Origin of the sequence: Halobacillus amylolyticus (assembly GCF_022921115.1) — a bacterium.
Taxonomy (GTDB): Bacteria; Bacillota; Bacilli; order Bacillales; family Halobacillaceae; genus Halobacillus_A; species Halobacillus_A amylolyticus.
Map to the genome: position 1 here is coordinate 2,647,202 of NZ_CP095075.1, position 21,610 is coordinate 2,668,811.

The 21,610-nt window shown below is 42.8% G+C and carries 21 protein-coding genes, 2 rRNA genes and 1 pseudogene; 1 reads left to right on the forward strand and 23 read right to left on the reverse strand.

Features of this window, described 5'->3' with window-relative positions; all coding sequences use genetic code 11:
- Nucleotides 1-115 precede the first annotated feature (115 nt).
- The 10 genes from purR to metG form a co-directional block, all read right to left on the reverse strand.
- A complete protein-coding gene (gene purR / locus MUO15_RS13705; protein WP_245029949.1) occupies nt 116-937 on the reverse strand; it encodes a pur operon repressor in 822 nt (273 codons plus the stop codon).
- Between the two features lie 201 nt (nt 938-1,138).
- The gene (gene ispE / locus MUO15_RS13710) at nt 1,139-2,005 is read right to left on the reverse strand and encodes a 4-(cytidine 5'-diphospho)-2-C-methyl-D-erythritol kinase (protein ID WP_245029951.1); all 867 of its coding nucleotides are present in this window, start codon (nt 2,003-2,005) and stop codon (nt 1,139-1,141) included.
- A 152-nt stretch (nt 2,006-2,157) separates the two neighbouring features.
- Entirely contained in the window at nt 2,158-2,337 is a 180-nt protein-coding gene (locus MUO15_RS13715; protein WP_245029952.1) for a small, acid-soluble spore protein, alpha/beta type, read from the reverse strand.
- A gap of 155 nt (nt 2,338-2,492) precedes the next feature.
- The gene (veg, locus tag MUO15_RS13720) at nt 2,493-2,753 is read right to left on the reverse strand and encodes a biofilm formation stimulator Veg (RefSeq protein WP_079524832.1); all 261 of its coding nucleotides are present in this window, start codon (nt 2,751-2,753) and stop codon (nt 2,493-2,495) included.
- 190 nt (nt 2,754-2,943) lie between these two features.
- Complete coding sequence (gene yabG / locus MUO15_RS13725; RefSeq protein ID WP_245029954.1) at nt 2,944-3,837, reverse strand: sporulation peptidase YabG; 894 nt, start codon at nt 3,835-3,837, stop codon at nt 2,944-2,946.
- A gap of 57 nt (nt 3,838-3,894) precedes the next feature.
- A complete protein-coding gene (rsmA, locus tag MUO15_RS13730; protein ID WP_245029955.1) occupies nt 3,895-4,767 on the reverse strand; it encodes a 16S rRNA (adenine(1518)-N(6)/adenine(1519)-N(6))-dimethyltransferase RsmA in 873 nt (290 codons plus the stop codon).
- Complete coding sequence (gene rnmV, locus MUO15_RS13735) at nt 4,757-5,320, reverse strand: ribonuclease M5 (protein WP_245029957.1); 564 nt, start codon at nt 5,318-5,320, stop codon at nt 4,757-4,759. The genes rsmA and rnmV overlap by 11 nt, the downstream gene beginning before the upstream one ends.
- A gap of 103 nt (nt 5,321-5,423) precedes the next feature.
- The gene (locus tag MUO15_RS21800; protein WP_305853247.1) at nt 5,424-6,713 is read right to left on the reverse strand and encodes a G5 and 3D domain-containing protein; all 1,290 of its coding nucleotides are present in this window, start codon (nt 6,711-6,713) and stop codon (nt 5,424-5,426) included.
- Nucleotides 6,714-6,926: 213 nt separating this feature from the next.
- Nucleotides 6,927-7,697: a TatD family hydrolase gene (locus MUO15_RS13750; RefSeq protein ID WP_245029958.1), complete on the reverse strand. Its 771-nt coding sequence runs from the start codon at nt 7,695-7,697 to the stop codon at nt 6,927-6,929.
- A gap of 73 nt (nt 7,698-7,770) precedes the next feature.
- On the reverse strand, nt 7,771-9,729 hold the full coding sequence (metG, locus tag MUO15_RS13755) for a methionine--tRNA ligase (protein WP_245029960.1): 1,959 nt from the start codon (nt 9,727-9,729) through the stop codon (nt 7,771-7,773).
- Between the two features lie 438 nt (nt 9,730-10,167).
- Between metG and MUO15_RS13760 the strand changes: the two genes are divergently transcribed.
- Nucleotides 10,168-10,446, forward strand: coding sequence for a transition state genes transcriptional regulator AbrB (locus tag MUO15_RS13760; protein ID WP_245029962.1), 279 nt, complete (start codon nt 10,168-10,170; stop codon nt 10,444-10,446).
- A gap of 122 nt (nt 10,447-10,568) precedes the next feature.
- Here the strand turns inward: MUO15_RS13760 and rsmI are convergent, their stop codons facing one another.
- The 13 genes and pseudogenes from rsmI to MUO15_RS13825 form a co-directional block, all read right to left on the reverse strand.
- The gene (gene rsmI / locus MUO15_RS13765) at nt 10,569-11,441 is read right to left on the reverse strand and encodes a 16S rRNA (cytidine(1402)-2'-O)-methyltransferase (RefSeq protein ID WP_245029964.1); all 873 of its coding nucleotides are present in this window, start codon (nt 11,439-11,441) and stop codon (nt 10,569-10,571) included.
- Entirely contained in the window at nt 11,416-11,706 is a 291-nt protein-coding gene (locus tag MUO15_RS13770) for a GIY-YIG nuclease family protein (protein WP_245029966.1), read from the reverse strand. Before MUO15_RS13770 ends, rsmI begins: the two co-directional genes overlap by 26 nt.
- Nucleotides 11,696-12,439, reverse strand: coding sequence for a tRNA1(Val) (adenine(37)-N6)-methyltransferase (locus MUO15_RS13775; protein ID WP_245029968.1), 744 nt, complete (start codon nt 12,437-12,439; stop codon nt 11,696-11,698). Before MUO15_RS13775 ends, MUO15_RS13770 begins: the two co-directional genes overlap by 11 nt.
- 131 nt (nt 12,440-12,570) lie before the next feature.
- The gene (gene yabA / locus MUO15_RS13780) at nt 12,571-12,918 is read right to left on the reverse strand and encodes a DNA replication initiation control protein YabA (RefSeq protein ID WP_245029970.1); all 348 of its coding nucleotides are present in this window, start codon (nt 12,916-12,918) and stop codon (nt 12,571-12,573) included.
- Nucleotides 12,919-12,935: 17 nt separating this feature from the next.
- On the reverse strand, nt 12,936-13,763 hold the full coding sequence (locus MUO15_RS13785) for a PSP1 domain-containing protein (protein WP_245029972.1): 828 nt from the start codon (nt 13,761-13,763) through the stop codon (nt 12,936-12,938).
- A 7-nt stretch (nt 13,764-13,770) separates the two neighbouring features.
- Complete coding sequence (holB, locus tag MUO15_RS13790; protein ID WP_245029978.1) at nt 13,771-14,757, reverse strand: DNA polymerase III subunit delta'; 987 nt, start codon at nt 14,755-14,757, stop codon at nt 13,771-13,773.
- A 13-nt stretch (nt 14,758-14,770) separates the two neighbouring features.
- Nucleotides 14,771-15,211 carry a YaaR family protein gene (locus MUO15_RS13795; RefSeq protein WP_245029980.1) on the reverse strand — a complete coding sequence of 147 codons (441 nt, stop codon included), beginning with the start codon at nt 15,209-15,211 and terminating at the stop codon, nt 14,771-14,773.
- An 18-nt stretch (nt 15,212-15,229) separates the two neighbouring features.
- Nucleotides 15,230-15,559, reverse strand: coding sequence for a cyclic-di-AMP receptor (locus MUO15_RS13800; protein ID WP_245029982.1), 330 nt, complete (start codon nt 15,557-15,559; stop codon nt 15,230-15,232).
- Between the two features lie 55 nt (nt 15,560-15,614).
- Nucleotides 15,615-16,240 (reverse strand): annotated as a pseudogene (gene tmk / locus MUO15_RS13805) (dTMP kinase).
- Nucleotides 16,241-16,252: 12 nt separating this feature from the next.
- Nucleotides 16,253-17,680 (reverse strand): aminotransferase class I/II-fold pyridoxal phosphate-dependent enzyme, encoded by a 1,428-nt coding sequence (locus MUO15_RS13810; RefSeq protein ID WP_245029993.1) that lies wholly within the window; start codon nt 17,678-17,680, stop codon nt 16,253-16,255.
- Between the two features lie 95 nt (nt 17,681-17,775).
- A complete protein-coding gene (locus MUO15_RS13815) occupies nt 17,776-17,958 on the reverse strand; it encodes a sigma factor G inhibitor Gin (RefSeq protein ID WP_245029994.1) in 183 nt (60 codons plus the stop codon).
- Nucleotides 17,959-18,353: 395 nt separating this feature from the next.
- Nucleotides 18,354-18,467 (reverse strand): 5S ribosomal RNA (rrf, locus tag MUO15_RS13820).
- 195 nt (nt 18,468-18,662) lie between these two features.
- Nucleotides 18,663-21,582, reverse strand: a 23S ribosomal RNA gene (locus tag MUO15_RS13825).
- Nucleotides 21,583-21,610: the final 28 nt, after the last annotated feature.

Sequence of the window (21,610 nt, forward strand, 5' to 3'; positions counted from 1 at the left end):
ATTTAAATAACTTTCTTTCTGAGGGAAACTTCCACTTTCCATATAAAAAAGAAAGCCGTCACAACAAGAGCGGGGCTTTCTCTCAAATAAATATATCCATTTAATAACAATTTACTTAGTTTATTCGACTCAGTAAATTCCCTTCATGTACCTCAATCTTCGCATCTCGGTCATCAACATTGATAATTTGGACAAGGGATACATAATCATCGACCACGCGCTCCTCTTCCTCATCTTCAGCTTCAGCGAGAACACCAATCCCAGCTACTTCCGCATTGAATTCTGTAAGCAGGTTTTTCATGCCATTGATCGTACCACCTGCTTTCATAAAATCATCAATAATACAAACCTTTGACCCTTCTGCAAGAGAACGCTTCGTTAATACCATTGTTTGTATTTTCTTCGTGGACCCTGACACATAATTAATACTAACGGTAGATCCTTCAGTAACTTTTGGATCCCGCCGTACAATGACAACAGGAACATTCAAATAAGCAGCTACAGCATAAGCTAGCGGGATTCCTTTGGTGGCAACCGTCATAACTGCATCAATTTCTTTGTCAGCAAACACAGAGGCAAATAGACGGCCGATATTACGCACCGTTCCTGGCTCTCCTAAAATGTCACTCATAAATAAATATCCACCTGGAAGAAGCCGAGCTGGATCCTCAAGCCGTTCACAAAGTTCATTAACAAACTGTTGACTGTATTCCTTTGAAAATGCAGGAATGTACTTCACTCCACCTGCAGCCCCAGAAACGGATTCCAGATACCCGATACCCTCTTTTTGAAACATTTTATTCAGTATTCCTAAATCTTCACTTATAGAAGATTTAGCTGCTTCATATTTCTCTGATAAAAAAGGAAGAGAAACTAATTCACGTGGACGATCTAACACATAGTGCGTCATGGCAACTAATCGATCACTTCTTTTCATGAAAAGACACCTCAAAATCCGAATGTTATTATTATAAGATACCAGATTTGTACGGCTTTCATCAAGTGATAATACTATTTAATGCGAATTAATGAACTAGCGCAAGTACCCATACACTCGTCATAAGCATTGCGATTCACCCTCCTTTGGAAAGCTACTCCGCTGTGCTGCTTCCGCGGCCGCCAGTTTCTGACGTGTTTCCTAAATGATTTCCCTGTTTCCCAGCATTCTGACCATATAAACCTCTGTACAAAACCCCTTTAGGCTATTATAAATCCTCTGTGCTCTAGCATCTTGACCCACTAGTGCAAATACAGTCGGGCCACTCCCGCTCATCAACACAGCATCCGCTCCTGCCTGGCGCATTTGTTCCTTAATTTGATTAACTTCAGGGTGCAGTTTGGTTGTTACACCTTCAAGAGCATTTCCTACATGGGCACAAATGGCATCAAAGTCCCCCTGTTTCAAGGCCTCCATCATCCCGTTCGTATTAGGGTGGAAAGCTGTTTTGGCATCGAGCTTTTGATAGATGGTCTGTGTCGATACACCAAGGGTCGGCTTAGCTAGGACGACCCAGCAAGGAGGCGGCGACGGAAGTTCAAAGATTTGCTCCCCGCGCCCTTTAGCTAAAGCTGTTCCACCATAAACACAAAAAGATACATCTGAACCGATTTTAGCGCCAAGCTCTGCAAGTTCGTGTAAACTGGCATTGATACCCCAAATTTTGTTCACCCCTCTGAGCACTGCAGCTGCATCACTGCTTCCACCAGCTAAACCAGCAGCAACCGGGATATTTTTTTCAATAAAAATTCGGACACCTTTGTTGATTTTATAATGATCCTTCATTAACTTTGCTGCCCGATAAGCAAGGTTCCGTTCATCATTTGGTACAAAACGGCTCTCTGACTCCACCCGAATTGCTCCACTTCTTAATCTAGACAGCTCAATTCGATCGGCAAGGTCAACCGTTGTCATCACCATCTCCACCTCATGAAATCCATCTTTCCGCTTATGTAAAACGTCCAAAGATAAATTAATTTTGGCCGGCGCCTTCTCCAAAATTTCCATTTCTACACCCACTTCTCACATATTCTTCTGAAAGCATTGTATCATAAAACCCAGAGAAGCGAATGCGAGTCATTAGCATAAATCAACATGACTCAAAAGTGAATTGACATAAAAAACTCCCCAGCATATATCCATACTGAGGAGAGTTCAGTTTACAACTGATCTTTTTTCATCTGTTCTTCTGCCATTTGAATGGCTCGCTTTACCATATTTCCAGCGTCACGGGTAGTAATCCCGCCCCAACCTTCGCTTTGCACCTTGTCGTAAAATCCAAGTTCTTTTGCGATTTCCTCTTTCAACGAATCGGACATCATGCTTCCTCTGCGTCCCATCGTCTTCAGCTCCTTTCGCCCTCACTTAGCTACGACAAGCATAGTATATGTTGTGTACTTTTTTTCATTCCGGCATATCTATGTAGTACTGGCAACTCTTTCTTAGGGTAAAGTTTATTTCTTTTCATAAAATAAAAAAAGCAGCAACCCTGAGGTTACTGCTCCATAGCCATTGTTGATAAATCATCGAAGTTTAATTCGACTGTCTCTGTGAGTACATCTGCATAACTATAAGATACACGTTCGAAAGCATTTTCTTCTTGGTCTAATTCAACAATAAAAACGGCTGGATACGTTTCTGCAAGAACACCAGACCGTTCGATAGTCTTACGACGTCCACCGTTTGCTTTTAATGTTAAACGTTTACCAATTTGCCCCTCAAGGGATTGTTTGATTTCTACTAACGTTTTAGCCACTATACTCCACCTCACTAATAAGAATATACCACGATTCATGGACAAAGTCAAATAAAATATTTAATTATACCAGTATGACAAAATCAATGTCAACATAATAACTTGTGAATTTTGTTCTTATTTAGATTATCCAATTTCAGGCAAACTATGTGCCTCTTATGAATAAATGAGTAAAAAAGGTGCGAAATCATCATTCAGCACCTTTTCTAGATGGTTCTTCGGCTTCTTTCGAGTAAGGAATTCCAATCCGTAATAGTCCACGCGTTTCTATCCCGCCCATACCTTTTTCACCACTTATTGTATTTCGAATCACTTCCCATATGTTGATGTGTTCCACAACCGATGTGTAAGCGAGTCGCGCAGCTACATAGACAGGGTCAATAGCGTGTATGTTGACTCGTGCTGGAGAACTGGCAAAATTAGCTCCTGCCTTTATTAAAGACTCAAAATGAGATTGGCAGGCTCCGGCAAATATAACTAGCTGATCGAAGTGAGGGTATTTCTGTCTTATATTTCTGACAGACTCCACAAAATAACGTGAATTTCGATAGGACTCTAAATCACGGACAGTTCCTTTTGATTTTGAATAAGAATCATGTCCAGTAATCACAACAATTTCAGGCTGTACTTTCTCTACTAGTGCTAAAACTTGCTCAGGCATTTCTTTTTCCTGTAAATATTGTCCATGAACCTGTAATCCTAACTGTTCATACAATCGAATGCACTTCTTTAAAAACAAAGGATCTCCATCAATGTGGAGGATGCGCGGTGGTATTTGAAAGTAGCTAGATTCCTCATTGGTATCTCCGTAGCCACTCTCAGCCTCTGATTCTCGTTTTTCCCTAAGGAGGCGGTAATCCTGTCGGAACAAACGATAAGAATACGCCTCTTGTTTATCAATATGAGACTTACGCTTATGATATTCTGATCCTGATACCTTTTGTACATCATTTAGTGGAGCATCCGCCTCTAAACGAATATCTTCCCCCATTAATTTGACAAGTTCTTCATTCTTCGATTTCACTCGAAACAAAATATCGTGATGATATGATTTCCTTGTCACGAGATCTCCATTAGTTAGCATATTTTTCCCCACCTCACAACTGGCACTACGTTAGTGTATGTGTGAAGCTGGATGGTGTTACCTCGTATATAAGTGATTGGCTAGTGTTGCGAATTCCTCTATAGAAAGAGATTCTCCACGCCGTTTGGGGTCAATCCCCACCTTATCAAGACACTCCTGAATTTCAACCTTTTCCATTTTTCCGTTAAAATGACGGACTAAGTTGTTCATCAATGTCTTTCTACGCTGGCCAAATGATGCCTTCACTAAGTCAAAAAAGAAGGCTTCATCTGCTACATCGACTGGAGGCTCTGTTCTCATTTGCAAGTGCAAAACGGAAGAGTCAACATTAGGCTGCGGCATGAACACGGTTTTAGGGACGCTCATGGCTACCTGTGCTTGTGTGTAGTATTGAACAGCAATGGAGAGGGAACCATAGCTCTTCGTATTTGGGACAGCAGCCATTCGATCAGCCACCTCCTTCTGAATCATTACCGTTATACTTTCTACCGGCAGGTGATCCATCAACAGCTTCATTAAAATAGGGGTCGTAATATAGTAAGGGAGATTAGCGGCGATTTTAATTCTCTGTCCTGGCTTGAAGGTTTCTTCAATCACTCTTTTTACGTCTGCTTTTAAAATATCTTGATTAATAACCTCAACATTTTCATAAACAGAAAGAGTTTCATCAAGAATCGGCAGTAAACGTTGGTCAATCTCAAAAGCCACGACCTTATCAGCATACTGTGCAAGCTGTTCAGTCAAGGCTCCTATTCCTGGACCAATTTCAATAGCCCCCGCTTCCTTATCAATTTGCGCGTGCTTAATAATATTCTTCAGTATATTTACATCAACAATGAAATTCTGACCTAAACTTTTTTTAAAAGAAAAGCCATAGGTGGATAGTATTTCTTTAGTACGTGTGGGTGTTGCTACAGCTTTACTGTTCATTCTTTTCCTCCTGCATGATCTGATTCATAGCTGAACCAAGCTGATCCTTTGTAATATGAAACATATTTAACCGGCGTAGAAGCTGTTTGCCGTTCGTTTTCCCAATATGGAGCCTGTCTCCAAGTTTTTCACGACGCTCGCTCGCACTAGGTCCGCCAATTAATCCAAAGCTGATCAAGTCATCCTTTTCAATTTCACTTAAGGCAGGGTCACTAAGCTCATAAACCAATGATAGCGCTTGCCTTATATGATCAATAGAAGCGTGCTCGATACCGATCCCTCGGTCTTTGTTGGCCCGAGCATGTTTTTTCGGCAGAAAGGCATGCTTGCACCCTTGAACATGCTGGTCTACAATATGCCTAATCCGCTCCCCCGGGTAATCAGGATCCGTAAAAATGATGACACCACGCTTTTCCTTAGCGTGTCTGATTTGTGCAATCACAAGATCATCTATAGCTGAACCATTCGTTTCAATGGTATCTGCGTTAACAGCTTGCCTCACCTTTGCTGTATCGTCCTTTCCTTCCACAACAATAACCTCTTTTATCCTCACAACCATCTTCCTCCATCGTTACATTTGCATATAATCTTTCATAGCATACCACGTGTCATGTACAGAAAAAAGCAGAGGAGCCCTTTCCTCTGCTTTTCATCTCTTATTCCAAAATTTTTACTTGTACTGTACGATGGCCAAAACTATTGGCTTCCCCTTTCGATGGGACAAAGAGATCAATTTTATTTCCTTGAATGGCGCCGCCTGTATCACCAGCAACGGCGTAACCATACCCTTCTACCCAAACGCGACTTCCTAATGGAATAACGTTTGGGTCAACCGCTATAACTTTCTGTTCTGGGTTTTCTTTCAAATTAATTCCAGTGGCTGTGATGCCAGAACAACCGGGGCAGTCCGCTGAATAAGCTGTCGCTTTCATGTGCAGGGTCTTTACCCCACTATCACTGTCTCTTGATGGTATAGAGGGGGCATCAGAAGCAGTCTTTGTTGTAGCTACCGTTCTCACAGTTGACTCCTGATCTGTCTTTTCAGCAGGGACTGTAACCCGTTTCGGTTCTGCTTCAGACGCTGTTTCAACCTTTTCTACCTTTGTTCCTAAGGCAACCACTTGATCTTTACTCTCTTTTTCAACGGTTTCTCTGACCAATTTGCGGTCAGATTCTTCACCGTTTGTGATCGTTACCTTATATTCTTTCGTAACCATCCCGACCTCGCCATCTGAAACAACACGTTCTTCTCCTTTAGGCAAGGAATCATCTTTTTGCGTAATAACGGTATATTCCAGTTCTTCTTGGACAATTTCCGTTACTTTCTCAATCCGTGTAATAGATACCGGGATATCTGTATGAAGTTTATCGCCTTTTGAAACGTTTAGCTTGTCAAGTTCATCTAAGGTTACATTTTGTTTTTCCAAAAATTCACCTACCGTAGAAGCTGTCGTCCAGACATTTTGTTTCTCTCCACCGTCATTAAGCTTCACTTGAATCGCTTTGGCTACCTCTAAACTCATTCCACCTTCAATTGATGAACCTGAATCGTGTGATATGTAATCCCGTGCTTTAAGATCCAATTCCTGCCCCTCTATAAACTCCCCTACCGTCGCTGCAGTAGTGTGATAGCGGCCTTCTTTATTGTCAATAGTTAGATTAATAGATTTAGAAGCTGTATACTCTACATCCATTCCATATGTAATCGGTTGTGACAATTCGTGTGATAGCTGATCATAAGACCCGACTGTGACATTCATTTCTGATAGTAATTCCTCGACTGTATCAGCATGAGTGCGAATTAATTGATGTTCTCCATCCCGAGTCACTTGTACCGAAGCCTTTGTTGCTTCAAACATTACGAATCCTAAAAAGGTGATACACAAGGTTGAAATTACAAATGTCCAAACCAGGGCTGAGCTCAGTACTGATTTAACGTCTTTCATTCTCCCCTTCTCCCTTCTCTAAGTGCGTAAATTATTAATAGGTCAAAAACTATGTGAAATAAGAATTATGGTTATCAAAAAAAGAAGTCAGCTATAGGATAGCTGACTCTTAACATTATGCACTTGTACCTAGGAAATTAACATAACAATCATGTTACAATTCCCATACAATTTCACCGTTCATTTGTAATATTAAACTGAAAGTCCCCCATTTTATGACTGGATTCGGAAAAACTTGAGGGCATTTTCAGTCGTTCGTTGACTTACCTCTTCATAAGTCAGACCCTTCAACTCCGCAATTTGCTCAGCTACAAGCTTGACATAAGCGGGCTCATTCCGCTTACCCCTGTTTGGATGAGGGGCGAGGAAAGGACAGTCGGTTTCGACAAGTAAACGGTCTAGGTCAATTTCCTTTGCCACTTCTTTTGGCAGCTTGGCATTTTTGAATGTAACTGGCCCACCTAAGGAAATCATGAAATTCATATCTACACAAGCTTTAGCTATTTCAACAGGGCCGCTATAGCAATGCATAATTCCACCAACCTCTACTGCGTTCTCTTCTTGCAAAATCTCCACAATATCATCCGTTGCCTCACGGTTATGAATAATAATTGGCATTTTAACTTTTTTCGCCAGACGAATTTGCTTACGAAATACTTCTTTTTGTACTTCGGCTGGAGACTTATCCCAATGGTAGTCAAGTCCCATCTCCCCAATCGCTACAACCTTAGGGTGAGCAGCCAGTTCTTCAATCCAGACCAGATCTTCATCGGTCATATCGATCGCATCAACAGGATGCCAGCCAACAGCCGCATAAATATGCTCATGATTCTCAGCAATCTCGATGGCGGCTGGAATCGTTTTTCGATCAAAACCAACCACTGTCATATAAGTGACACCTGCTTCTCGAGCACGTTCTATCGTTTCCTCAAGATCATCTGTAAATTGATCTGCATTTAAGTGCACATGTGTATCAAATAACACGAGCCATTCCTCCTTTATTCATTTAAAACAAAAGGGAAAGCACGACACTCCTGCTCCCCCCTCTGTAAAAAATCTATTTAACTTTTGTACCATTATCAAGGTTTTGATCAATCGAAGCTAATGCGAGCTTTCCTTGTTCATCTTCCCCTGCAAGAATCATCCCTTGTGACAGCTCGCCGCGGAGCTTCACAGGTTTAAGGTTAGTAATACAAATAACCTTTCTACCTACCAGCTCTTCAGCTTGATAGTGCTCAGCAATTCCTGATACCACTTGACGCTTTTCATAGCTCAAGTCTAACTGAAGCTTTAGCAATTTATCGGCTTTTTTCACTTTCTCAACTTTAATGACTTCTGCTACCCGAAAATCAAGTTTCATAAAGTCATCAATCGTAACCTCTTCCGTTTCTTCCTGTTCTGCTTCCTTTTCCTCAATCTTTTCAGGTGTTGGCTTTTTCATCATGTCTTTTATGACTTGAATTTCTTCCTCTGCATCAAGACGAGGGAAAATAGGTTCATCCTTCTGTACACTGGTGCCTTGAGGGAGCCCCTTAAATTCTGCTATGCTTTGCCACTGCTTCCAATCCACATTCGTAATTCCCAACTGCTTAAAGATCTTTTCGGGTGTATGTGTCAAAAACGGCTGAAGCATTACCCCAATGTGACGTAAAGACTCGGCCAGATGGGCCATTACATTGCCTAAGCGAGCCTTTTTGTTGTTGTCCTTAGCAAGAACCCACGGCTGTGTTTCGTCAATATATTTGTTCGTCCGGCTGACGAGCTTCCATAGGTCTGCAAGCGCAACTGAGAATTCCATATTCTCTAACGATTGTTCTACAGACATTCTTGTTTCTTGAGCTAATTTTTCAAGATTCGTGTCAAAATCCTCTTCTGATAGCGTAAGTTCAGGGATCTCTCCATCAAAATATTTGCTGATCATAGCAACTGTACGATTAAGCAAGTTTCCTAAATCATTAGCGAGGTCATAGTTCGTCCGTTCAACAAATGCCTCCGGTGTAAAGACACCATCTGAACCAAAGGGTACTTCACGTAGCAAATAATATCGAAGTGCATCCAGGCCGTAGCGATTGCTCAGCTGAACAGGGTCGACGACATTGCCTTTTGACTTCGACATCTTTCCATCTTTCATAAGGATCCAACCGTGAGCAAATACCTTTTTCGGCAATGGTAAATCTAATGCCATCAGCATAATTGGCCAATAAATTGTATGGAAACGCACGATTTCTTTTCCAACTAAATGGACATCTGCCGGCCAAAATTTCCTATACCGTTCATCGTCATCACTATCAAAACCAAGTGCTGAAATGTAGTTGCTTAGTGCATCAATCCAAACGTAAATCACATGTTCCGCATTTCCAGGTACTTGGACGCCCCAATCAAAAGTCGTTCTAGAGACAGCCAGATCCTCGAGGCCTGGTTTAATAAAATTATTTATCATTTCATTTTTGCGACTCTCCGGCTGGATGAATGTCGGATTATTTTCATAAAACTCAAGCAGCTGGTCAACATAATTGCTCATTTTAAAGAAGTACGATTCTTCTTTAACCTTTTCAACCGGACCGCCGCAATCTGGACAATGACCTTCGTCTAATTGACGCTCAGTAAAAAATGATTCACACGACGTACAATACCAGCCTTCATACTCATCAAGGTAAATGTCACCTTTTTTCATTAAGTAGTCAAAGATTTTTGCCACAACGACTTTGTGACGATCCTGGGTTGTACGAATAAAATCATCGTAGGAAATATCCAGCTTGTCCCAAAGCTCTTTAATTCCGCTTACGATGTCGTCTACATAGGCTTGGGGGCTTACCCCTTTTTCCTCTGCTTTGCGCTGAATTTTCTGACCGTGTTCATCTGTACCGGTCAAATACATTACATCATACCCCTGGAGACGCTTATACCTTGCCATCGCATCTCCCGCTACTGTGGTGTAGGCATGACCTATGTGTAAGTTTCCACTTGGATAATAAATTGGTGTACTAATGTAAAATGTCTTCTTATCTTCAGACATCCTGTTCCCTCCTCTATATTCAACAGCCTTATTTGCGGCATTTCGACATTCATAATGTGTATTGTATCATTTTTTTTATATATTTTCTGTATTTCCATTCCTGGCCTTCAAATATACCGAATGATTAATGAAAATGTCAAAAAAACACCCTGACACTCCTTTTGTTGTTTCACATCTGTCATTACTTTGGTACACTGTAATTAATCCTCTATTTGGATATTCAATCCAAATTTGGAACAAAAATAAGTTAACCCAACCATCGACAGGCCTTATGTCATCAATTATTTGATAGCTTTATAGACGAAATTTAGTCTATAAAGCTATCAAATAAGGGCAAAATATTCAGAATTGACATGTTTGGGAATCGTTGGTATTATATACTGCGAGACATATGTCGAAATATGACGAATAACTTTTGAGTGAGGGGAGAAAAGAAAAATGAAATCTACTGGTATTGTACGTAAAGTGGACGAACTAGGTCGTGTCGTAATTCCAATTGAACTTCGCCGCACCCTAGGTATTAATGAAAAAGATGCACTTGAAATTTATGTTGATGATGATCGTATTGTTCTTAAGAAATACAAGCCTAACATGACTTGTCACGTTACAGGGGAAGTTTCTGATGACAACATGAAGCTTGCAAATGGCAATTTAGTGCTCAGCCAAGAAGGCGCACAAATGCTGCTTAAAGAAATCCAAAGCCAATTAAATAAATAGAGAGACATAAAAAGACTACTGGATTCTTAAAAAAAGTGAAAAAATAGAGTAAAAGACATATGTTCGGAAAAAAAGCCCTAACTGCTACAGGCCTGGCAGTTAGGGCTTACTTTTAATTTCTACTATTCGACATGGTATGCTTGGTAAACCTCTCTTTTAGAAAGCTTACGGTCCACCGACGTTTGTTTAATTGCCTCTTTACTTTTCATACCTTTTTCTTTTATATAATACTCCACATGCTCAATCATCGACAAATGGCTCCACCAAAACGGATTAGTGAACTCCTCTTCGTCCGACCCCTCAACGATCACGCAAAACTCGCCTCGTATTTCTTCCCGATCTGCCCAATTCATTACTTCTTCCAACGTACCCCGAACATATTCCTCATACCGCTTTGTCAATTCACGCGCTAATACAGTCTTACGATTCCCGAATTGCATGTGTACGTGGACAAGCATTTCCCTTAACCGGTGAGGAGATTCGTAGAAAATAATTGTCGAATACTGTTTTTGCATTATCTCTAATTCTGCGAGACGCTCTTTCTTTTTCCGAGGTAAAAAACCATAAAAATAAAAGCTGTCTGTTGAAAGCCCGGACCCCACTAAAGCTGGAAGGGCCGCATTGGCTCCTGGCAATACAATTACAGGTAAATTTTCCTCAGTTGCAAGCTTTACTAAATCGGAACCCGGGTCCGATATACCTGGCATACCAGCATCACTAACGACCGCTATCTTCTCCCCATGTTTAATGCGATCAATCAACTCCGGACCTCTTGTCGTTTTATTATGCTCGTGATAGCTGATCAAGTATGTCGGTATGTCAAAATGGTTAAGTAGCTTTTTCGTATTCCTTGTATCTTCTGCAGCAATCACGTCTACCTTGTTAAGAGTAGCTACAGCACGATACGTCATGTCTTGTAAGTTCCCAATCGGAGTAGGTACAATGTAAAGTTCACCAAGCTGTTCATCGTTACCAAAGCTTTTTTGAATATTCATCCGGACACCCTCCTTGATGACTTGCAATCCACTCTTCCTTCTCCACTTTAGACAACTGTTTCATTTTATATTCATTGTGCATTGCTTCCGCTTTTGATTTATATATTTGGCAGTAAACAAGGTTGAAAGGGCCTCTACCTCTCGTATATTTTGCCCCTTTTCCAGATGTATGCTTCTGAAGCCGGGCTTCCAAATTATTCGTATATCCTGTGTAAAGCGTGTCATCCTTACAACGCAACATGTAAACGAAATGGTTAGTTGCCATAAAGAATCTCCCTAAACTCTTGACTGTAGTCTCCGTTCTCATTATGGGTATAAAGAGGAGGGAGAACCTTCAGGTCAGGTTTTCCGTCACGAGCCGCTTCAATCAGCAATACATTAGCCTCTTTCCCTTCCTTCGGATAAACGAGTTGAATCCGCTTCGGCTCTAGACGGTACTTTCGGAAAAGGGAGATGATATCAATCATCCTGCCCGGTCGATGCACCATGGAAACTTTACCGCCAGATTTACACAAACGGCTGCAGGTCTTTACGACATCCTCGAGTGAACAGTGAATTTCGTGTCTTGCTATTGCCAAATGTTCATTGACATTCCTTTTGTCCGTCTTTGGTGTCGGAAAATAAGGAGGATTGCACGTCACTTGATCATATCTCCCGTTCCCTAACTCTTGAGGCATGTCTTTTAAGTCTCCATGAATCATTTCCAGTTGATTCTCAAGCTGATTCAACTCAATATTTCGAACAGCCATATCATATAACCGCTCTTGGATCTCTACACCGGTAATTTTCACTTGAGAACGTCGGCTAAGAAACAGGGGGATTACGCCGTTCCCTGTACATAAGTCCAGGATTTTGCCTCGTGTTATAGGTACGGAAGTGAACCGTGCCAGTAAGACGGCATCGATTGAAAAAGCAAACACTTCTTTACTTTGTATGATTCTCATATTTTCTTCTGCTAGTAAAAAGTCAATTCGTTCATCACCTTTTAGCGTAACCATATATGTAATCCTCTCTATAGTAGTGCAATTCATATTACCCACTGGAGAAATGGGATTTGGCTCTAAGTTTCCTGTGGACTCATAAAGAGAGCCCTTCCTCGACTTGAGCAAGGAAAGGCTTGGACCTGGATTTATTTCTTCTTGTTCAAAAAGGATAAGCAAAACAAACAATCTTCGTCACGCGGACTGCCAAAATGTAAATTACAAATATGAAAACCTTCTTCATACAACCGGGCAAGGTTATCATAACCTTCACCAACAACTTTACTTTTCCCATGTTTCGAATCCTGTGACTCCTGTTCAGATTGCTCATTTTCTTTATCCAAACGTTGCCTAAGGTGATGGTTTTCAAGCGATAAGTGTTGGTTTTCTTCTAGTAAGTAGGCAAGTTGAGCTTTTAAGTCACCTAGCTGTTCATAAAGCTCACCAATTTGAGACTCAAAATGTGAAACTTGTTCGAATATAGCTTTTTTGTTCACGCTTGATTTCCACCCCATTATTTTGTGGCTTCGGTTTGGACGACTCCTTCATCGATCAGCTCCTGTAAGGAATACTCAAGTGTACGCTCTTGTTCTTTATATTCAACTTGAACGATACGCTCCAGCATATTCAGCCCTACTACTTTTCCTTTACCAAAGGAGGTAGCGATACTTCTGCCTATATCAGGAAGTTCTTTCTTAGCGGCTTCGTAATCATCATTTTCATACTTCAAGCAACACATAAGCCGACCGCAAAGACCAGAAATTTTTGCCGGATTTAAAGATAAATTTTGATCTTTAGCCATTTTTATGGATACAGGTTCAAAATCACCTAAAAAAGTAGAGCAGCAAAGCATACGCCCACATGGACCAATGCCGCCTAGCATTTTAGCCTCATCACGAACACCTATTTGACGCAGCTCAATCCGCGTCTTAAATACGGAAGCTAAGTCTTTCACCAACGTCCGAAAGTCTACCCGTCCATCTGCCGTAAAATAGAAGATGACCTTCTTACGGTCAAACGTGTATTCAACCTCTACTAAATTCATGTCCAATTTATGTTCACGTATCTTCTTCTCACATACACGGTAAGCTTCCGCGGAATTATCATGGTTCTCGTCAACGGTCACTTTATCCTTCTCATCGGCGATTCGAATCACCTTTTTCAAAGGTAAAACAATATCCTCTTCATCGACCGATCTATTAGCAATGACGATTTTACCAAATTCAATTCCACGGACTGTTTCGACAATAACGTAATCCTCAGTCGTCATTGTTAAGTCGCTAGGATCAAAATAATAGATCTTTCCCGCTTGTTTGAATCGGACACCTACAACTTCGATCACTATATAATCACCTCTGCAGTTGAAGTGTAAGCTGTTCCATCACTAACGTAGGATGGACATTCTGATTTATCTTTCGTTTAGCCTCAAGGATTAACGACAAGGAATGTACAGCGGATTGACGTGACCATCTTAATGCAGCTTGGTCCCTTTTTTCTTTTTCTTGCTTAAAGATAATGGCATCTTCCCGGTCCAAATTATGATTAATTAAATCGTGGAACCATAGCATAAGTACGTCCAAGCCCATCTGAAGCTGTTGACGCTCCTTAAAATGAGACATCCACTGATGGTTGATAAATAAAAGCCCTTCATTTGGTTTATTTAGAAGCACTTCAATTAATTGTATCACTAATTTTCGCACATTAGCAAACCACTCATCATCATTTAATTCCTGTGCAGTGGTTAAGTTATTCGTAAGGGCAGAAAGTAATTTAGCGTTAGACTGGGAAATCCCTTGTCCCTCTAACTTTTCTGCAAGCTTCTGTTGGTTGAGCGGTTGGAAAGCAAGAAGTTGACAACGAGATCTAATCGTATCAAGCATAGCTTGACCATTTTCTGTGAGCAATATCGCTGTGGTCTGCTGACTCGGTTCCTCCAAAAATTTCAGCAAACGGTTCGATGCATTCACTGTCATTTTTTCAGCGTCTACAATAATGTACACTTTACGGTTTGATTCGACACCTGTGTAGGTGAATTCCTTTTGCAGATTAAGAATTTGTTCCTTTTTAATGGAGAGACCCTCTGGTTCAACCCAATGCATATCAGGGTGATTACCAGAGTCAATTCTTACGCAGTCTCTGCACACAAGGCAAGGTTCAGTGCCATTACGTTGTTTACAAAAAATACTCTTCGCAAATAACGCACTCATCTCTCGCATTCCTGTACCTTTATTCCCTTGAAACAAGTAAGCGTGAGAAATCCGGTCCTTATTAAAACTATTCATAAGCATTTGACTGACTAATGGTTGAATCTCTTTCATATCTCCCCATGATTGCATGATGATTCCATCCTTAAGTGTACAAATTGATCAATAATCCTTTAATTTCACCGATAATTCCTAATAAGTCAATCGACTTTTTCTCTTGATCCATCACGGCTTCCGTAAGCTCAGCTAGCTTCTGATCAACGGATTCAACGATCGTCAGCTTACGGCTATGCCCCTCCATGTTAAAGCTTTGACTATGCTTTACATTCATCCCATACTGAACAGACTCCTCGACAAAGCCTTTGATTAATCGCTTATATTTAGCTAAATCACGGAATGATCGAAACCTCGCCACCCGATCCCCTTGTGCTGCAATACTTTTCATCAATTGATTAAGTTGATTTTCCTGAAGCTGCTGCGATTGAGCCTGCACGATGTTACTGAAGTCCATCTTTCCGCGCATTTGCTGAGGAGGCTGTTTTTTTCCAGCTTCAAGCTGTGTCCGCATATCTTGGCTTATCTTCATCCCGGCAACACCTTTCCGTTAAAACTGAAAGAAAGAATCTACTGGAAGAATAAATACAGTAGCACCGCCGACTTCTACTTTAACAGGCTTAGGAATGTACGAATCTGCGTTTCCTCCCATTGGTGAAATGGGGGCAACCATTTGATCACGCTGGCTACAGTTTTTCTTAATGATATTTAACGCATCATCCACTTCGCCATCATCGCAGCCAATCATAAATGTCGTATTTCCTTCTCTTAAAAAGCCGCCAGTTGTCGACAGTTTCGTTGTTTTTAATTGATTTTCCGCTAATGCATCAGTTAAACGATTACTGTCTTTATCTTGAACGACCGCAATAATCATTTTCATATAAATGCATCCTCCCATTTCTGTTTTTACTATTATAGCAAATTTCTACCCGCTTTTATGACAAAAATGGCTCCAGTGCTCGAAGGGACTCATTCTTAACCCGCTCATAATTCTGATCAGCGTTTATAACCTTCATTCTTTGCGGATTTTGTTTCAGTAATTTCTGATAAGCTCTGTAGACCTTTTTATGAAAATCTAAAGTTTCTAGGTCAAGGCGGTTTTTCTCTCGTTCATCATTTTGTGAAATTCGTTCCAATCCATGCTCAGGCTTAATATCAAAAAATAACGTAACATCCGGCATACATCCATCAATTGCAAATTTATTGATTCTACACACTTCTTCTATCCCCAGCCCCTTGCCGCACCCTGATAGGCAAGACTTGAGTCGACAAAACGGTCACACAGTACAATCGATCCATCCTCAATCGCAGGAAGCACCTTTTCTACTAGATGCTGACGCCGTGCAGCTGCATACAGCAGAGCCTCTGTTCTAGCATCCATCATTGTATGACTTTTATCTAATATAATATGGCGAATACTCTCAGCTATTTTTATTCCGCCAGGCTCCCGTGTTTCAAGCACAGAGTAACCTCTAGCTGTCAGTTCATCCCCAACCATATTAAGCATCGTTGATTTTCCGGCGCCCTCGCCACCCTCAAATGTAACAAAAAGTCCCTTCACCGCAATTCTCCTTTAAAATACCCGAATTCCACTTTCTACATTCGTATTTTGAAAGCGTGCTCCTTGATCATATGAAGCCTTCACACGTACCACTTGTTCCCTAGACACACGTTCACCTTTTAAAACCAAAGGGATCCCTGGAGGATAAGGAACAATTGACTCTGCACAAATTCGACCTACAGCATCCTTCCACTCTACGGACTCAGAAGGTTTCACCTGCATATCTATATAATTCATGTCCAAACTTTGCAGCTTCGGAAACGATAATTGAGCTACACTTATTGTAGCATTTATCGGCTGCTTTTTTAATTGGCAATCTACCTCGGCTAAGCAATTACTTAACGTCTCTAGATTGACGCTAGGAGCGAGCCCCATTGTTAATAGAATTTGCTTTTCTGTCGCAAGTTCTGGATAAACACCCTGACGCTCAAGCACTTCAGCCACCTGATAGCCCGACAGATTCTTGTTTACTCTTAATGTGAGCTTAAGAGGGTCATCCCATTCGCTTCGAGGCAAAACCCTCCAATACCCAGATGCGCGCGTCCAGATATCGCGAATGCTGCTAATGTATGTGACCAATTCATCTTTGTCAGTCTGACCATAAGAAGCTAAATAACTTCGAGCTAAGTCTAAACTAGCCATCAGTGGGTAGGATGGGCTGCTAGACTGGAAAACTTGCAAGTAATATTCAAGGTGTGTTTGATTAACTCTGTCCCCTTGTACATGCAAATAAGAAGCCATCGTCATTGCGGGAGCCATTTTGTGGGCAGACTGGATGACTAAATCACAACCTAACTCTAGTGAAGAACGCGGAAAAGGATGACCTAATTTGAAATGAACGCCATGAGCTTCATCCACGATAACCGGAATATCATAGGCATGTATTGCCACACACACACTATCCATATCAAAAACACGGCCAAAGTAATCTGGATAAGTTAGAAAAACCGCTCTTATATCGGGGTATTTCCTTAGAGCTTCATCTATAAGTTCACCAGTGATCCGGCTGTAGCGACCAGTTTCCTTTTCGAAGTCTGGCATCAAAAACACGGGCTTAGCACCTGCAAGCTCCAACCCATGAACAATCGATTTATGGCAGTTACGCTGGACAAGGACAGTATCCCCAGGACGACAGACCGCCATCACTGCAGCTAAATTCCCTGAGGTTGTCCCACCTACCAGAAAATAAGACTGACTGCTTTTAAAAAACTGACTGGTCAAATTTTGAGCTTTTTGTATAACACCATCAGCAGCGTGTAAATCATCAAGACCAGCAATTTCCGTGGCATCTATTTCTAAAATTGATTGAAACTGCTTTTTTCCCTTCTTTGAAAATAGCTCTCCGAATTTATGGCCTGGCACATGAAAAGAAATAGATTCCTTGTCTTTTAATTCGACCAACGCATCATAAAGCGGCGTTACCTTTTGTTCTGCATCCATACGAATCCTCACCTTTAGTAATATCTATCTTCCATCCTACCAAGAAATAAAAGAAGAAAGCCACTCCTTAATTATAGAGTGGCTTACCAATCCTATTACGACACAATGATCGAACGGTGGGCTTTATTCATTTGTTGAACAAAAAATTGATACTTAGGGTCATCTGCTGGTGTCTCCACTATTTCTTGCTCACAAGTGCGGCAAATATAAACTTGTAACAAGTGAATTCCATCATCCGTCTTTTTGGAGCAAATACTACAGCTTTCATTAAATTTCATAATTAACGGCCTCCTAGAGAACAATCTTTTATTTACCTCTAGTATCTCCGAATCTATCAATATTATACACAGGATAGAAAAAAATAAGACTACTAAGATCCAAATTCAACAAATCAATCATTACATACTGATTCCCAAGCTCATGTGCACAGTGGTTTTGCATTCATCATTTAGTGACGGTTATAGATAATGATACAGTATGAATTAATCAGAAAAACGTTCATCTGTAAAGCTTCGATTAGTGTGTCTTCTGATTCAACACAACACTGCACGAAGCTAAACGTAATTAAACTGCTTATCCGATCCTCTTTAACTTATTCAATGGAGAAAATCTCCTCCACCAAAAATTTTAAAGCAAATAAAAAAGCCTTGGATTTTTCCAAGGCTCTTTGTTGACGTGGCCGCGTCCTACTCTCACGGGGATCGACCCGACTACCATCGGCGCTGAAGAGCTTAACTGCTGTGTTCGGCATGGGAACAGGTGTGACCTCTTCGCTCTCGCCACCACATCATAGGTTATGAGGTGAACCCTCAAAACTGGATAAGACATCCAAGACCAACATCATATTCTAACGTTTGACAATCTAGCTCCGACTCCCAAGTCCTCATGTTCTAAGTCATCTCTCTTCAAGGCTGAAAAACCAAAGCCTTTACGCGAGCTCACTTAGCCCAGCGGACGTAAACGGTCGTCTCCGCTTTTTAATATAGTTAAGCCATCGATTGATTAGTATCCGTCAGCTTCACGTGTCACCACGCTTCGACCTCGGACCTATCGACCTCATCGTCTCTGAGGAATCTTACTTACTTGGCGTAAGGGGAAATCTCATCTCAAGGGGGCTTCATGCTTAGATGCTTTCAGCACTTATCCCGTCCACACGTAGCTACCCAGCGATGCTCCTGGCGGAACAACTGGTACACCAGCGGTGTGTCCATCCCGGTCCTCTCGTACTAAGGACAGCTCCTTTCAGATTTCCAACGCCCACGACGGATAGGGACCGAACTGTCTCACGACGTTCTGAACCCAGCTCGCGTACCGCTTTAATGGGCGAACAGCCCAACCCTTGGGACCGACTACAGCCCCAGGATGCGATGAGCCGACATCGAGGTGCCAAACCTCCCCGTCGATGTGGACTCTTGGGGGAGATAAGCCTGTTATCCCCGGGGTAGCTTTTATCCGTTGAGCGACGGCCCTTCCATACGGTACCGCCGGATCACTAAGCCCGACTTTCGTCCCTGCTCGACTTGTAGGTCTCGCAGTCAAGCTCCCTTGTGCCTTTACACTCTGCGAATGATTTCCAACCATTCTGAGGGAACCTTTGGGCGCCTCCGTTACTCTTTAGGAGGCGACCGCCCCAGTCAAACTGCCCACCTGACACTGTCTCCGAACCGGATCACGGTCCTGGGTTAGAATGTCCGTACAGCCAGGGTGGTATCCCACCAGCGCCTCCACCGAAGCTAGCGCTCCGGGTTCTCAGGCTCCCACCTATCCTGTACAAGCTGTACCAACATTCAATATCAGGCTACAGTAAAGCTCCACGGGGTCTTTCCGTCCTGTCGCGGGTAATGCGCATCTTCACGCATAGTATAATTTCACCGGGTCTCTCGTTGAGACAGTGCCCAAGTCGTTGCACCTTTCGTGCGGGTCGGAACTTACCCGACAAGGAATTTCGCTACCTTAGGACCGTTATAGTTACGGCCGCCGTTTACTGGGGCTTCGGTTCAACGCTTCGCGCAGAGCGCTAACGCATCCCCTTAACCTTCCAGCACCGGGCAGGTGTCAGCCCCTATACTTCGCCTTACGGCTTCGCAGAGACCTGTGTTTTTGGTAAACAGTCGCTTGGGCCTTTTCACTGCGGCTCCTCGGCAGAGGAGCACCCCTTCTCCCGAAGTTACGGGGTCATTTTGCCGAGTTCCTTAACGAGAGTTCTCCCGCTCACCTTAGGATTCTCTCCTCGCCTACCTGTGTTGGTTTGCGGTACGGGCGCCTCTTTCCTCACTAGAGGATTTTCTTGGCAGTGTGAAATCAGGAGCTTCGGTACTTAAATTCCCTCCCCATCACAGCTTGACGTTGCCGAGCGGATTTGCCTGTCTCGACCGTCTTACTGCTTGGACGCACACATCCAGTGGTGCGCTCTCCTTATCCTCCTGCGTCCCCCCGTCGTTCAAACGGAAAGGAGGCGGTACAGGAATATCAACCTGTTGGCCATCGCCTACGCCTTTCGGCCTCGGCTTAGGTCCCGACTAACCCTGAGAGGACGAGCCTTCCTCAGGAAACCTTGGGCTTTCGGTGAAAGAGATTCTCACTCTTTTTTCGCTACTCATACCGGCATTCTCACTTCTAAGCGCTCCACCAGTCCTTACGGTCTGACTTCGCAGCCCTTAGAACGCTCTCCTACCACTGATCCGTTCGGATCAATCCGCAGCTTCGGTGGTGTGTTTAGCCCCGGTATATTTTCGGCGCAGAGTCACTCGACCAGTGAGCTATTACGCACTCTTTCAATGATGGCTGCTTCTAAGCCAACATCCTGGTTGTCTAAGCAACTCCACATCCTTTTCCACTTAACACACACTTTGGGACCTTAGCTGGCGGTCTGGGCTGTTTCCCTTTCGACCATGAACCTTATCACCCATGGTCTGACTCCCAGAACAAAGTCGTTGGCATTCGGAGTTTGACTGAATTCGGTAACCCGGTAGGGGCCCCTCGTCCAATCAGTGCTCTACCTCCAAGACTTTCTATTCTGAGGCTAGCCCTAAAGCTATTTCGGAGAGAACCAGCTATCTCCGTGTTCGATTGGCATTTCACCCCTACCCACACCTCATCCCCGCAATTTTCAACTTGCGTGGGTTCGGGCCTCCAGTCAGTGTTACCTGACCTTCACCCTGGACATGGGTAGATCACACGGTTTCGGGTCTACGACCGCCTACTGCTTCGCCCTATTCAGACTCGCTTTCGCTGCGGCTCCGCTGCTTTAGCTTAACCTTGCAGACGGTCGTAACTCGCCGGTTCATTCTACAAAAGGCACGCCGTCACCCATCAATGGGCTCCGACTACTTGTAGGCACACGGTTTCAGGATCTCTTTCACTCCCCTTCCGGGGTGCTTTTCACCTTTCCCTCACGGTACTGGTTCACTATCGGTTACTAGGGAGTATTTAGCCTTGGGAGATGGTCCTCCCGGATTCCGACGGAATTCCTCGTGTTCCGCCGTACTCAGGATCCACTCCGGAGAAAAGAAGATGTCGACTACAGGGCTCTTACCTGCTCCGGCTGATCGTTCCAGATCGATTCATCTATCCTCTTTTTTTGTAACTCCAAAGGAGTGTCCTACAACCCCAGAAAGCAAGCTTTCTGGTTTGGGCTGATTCCGTTTCGCTCGCCGCTACTTGGGAAATCGCGTTTGCTTTCTCTTCCTCCGGGTAATGAGATGTTTCAGTTCCCCGGGTCTGCCTTCCCTTACCTATGTATTCAGTAAAGGATCCTGCTCCATTACGAGCAGGGGTTTCCCCATTCGGAAATCTTCGGTGCATAGCCTACTTACGGCTTCCCAAAGCATATCGGTGTTAGTCCCGTCCTTCATCGGCTCCTAGTACCAAGGCATCCACCGTGCGCCCTTATTCACTTAACTATTATCGTCGTGAAAAGACGTTAAAAAT

Bases quoted from the DNA above. Each gene is read 5' to 3' on its own strand.
- yabG (WP_245029954.1), bottom strand. From the start codon at position 3,837: ATGCTAACTAATGGAGATCTCGTGACAAGGAAATCATATCATCACGAT.
- MUO15_RS13810 (WP_245029993.1), bottom strand. From the start codon at position 17,680: ATGGATGCAGAACAAAAGGTAACGCCGCTTTATGATGCGTTGGTCGAA.
- MUO15_RS13800 (WP_245029982.1), bottom strand. From the start codon at position 15,559: ATGAAAATGATTATTGCGGTCGTTCAAGATAAAGACAGTAATCGTTTA.
- MUO15_RS13715 (WP_245029952.1), bottom strand. From the start codon at position 2,337: ATGGGACGCAGAGGAAGCATGATGTCCGATTCGTTGAAAGAGGAAATC.
- purR (WP_245029949.1), bottom strand. From the start codon at position 937: ATGAAAAGAAGTGATCGATTAGTTGCCATGACGCACTATGTGTTAGAT.
- rsmA (WP_245029955.1), bottom strand. From the start codon at position 4,767: ATGAACAGTAAAGCTGTAGCAACACCCACACGTACTAAAGAAATACTA.
- holB (WP_245029978.1), bottom strand. From the start codon at position 14,757: ATGCAATCATGGGGAGATATGAAAGAGATTCAACCATTAGTCAGTCAA.
- MUO15_RS13770 (WP_245029966.1), bottom strand. From the start codon at position 11,706: ATGGCAACTAACCATTTCGTTTACATGTTGCGTTGTAAGGATGACACG.
- MUO15_RS13760 (WP_245029962.1), top strand. From the start codon at position 10,168: ATGAAATCTACTGGTATTGTACGTAAAGTGGACGAACTAGGTCGTGTC.
- ispE (WP_245029951.1), bottom strand. From the start codon at position 2,005: ATGGAAATTTTGGAGAAGGCGCCGGCCAAAATTAATTTATCTTTGGAC.
- MUO15_RS13815 (WP_245029994.1), bottom strand. From the start codon at position 17,958: ATGAAATTTAATGAAAGCTGTAGTATTTGCTCCAAAAAGACGGATGAT.
- metG (WP_245029960.1), bottom strand. From the start codon at position 9,729: ATGTCTGAAGATAAGAAGACATTTTACATTAGTACACCAATTTATTAT.
- MUO15_RS21800 (WP_305853247.1), bottom strand. From the start codon at position 6,713: ATGAAAGACGTTAAATCAGTACTGAGCTCAGCCCTGGTTTGGACATTT.
- MUO15_RS13795 (WP_245029980.1), bottom strand. From the start codon at position 15,211: ATGAAGATAAGCCAAGATATGCGGACACAGCTTGAAGCTGGAAAAAAA.
- MUO15_RS13775 (WP_245029968.1), bottom strand. From the start codon at position 12,439: ATGGTTACGCTAAAAGGTGATGAACGAATTGACTTTTTACTAGCAGAA.
- rsmI (WP_245029964.1), bottom strand. From the start codon at position 11,441: ATGAATATTCAAAAAAGCTTTGGTAACGATGAACAGCTTGGTGAACTT.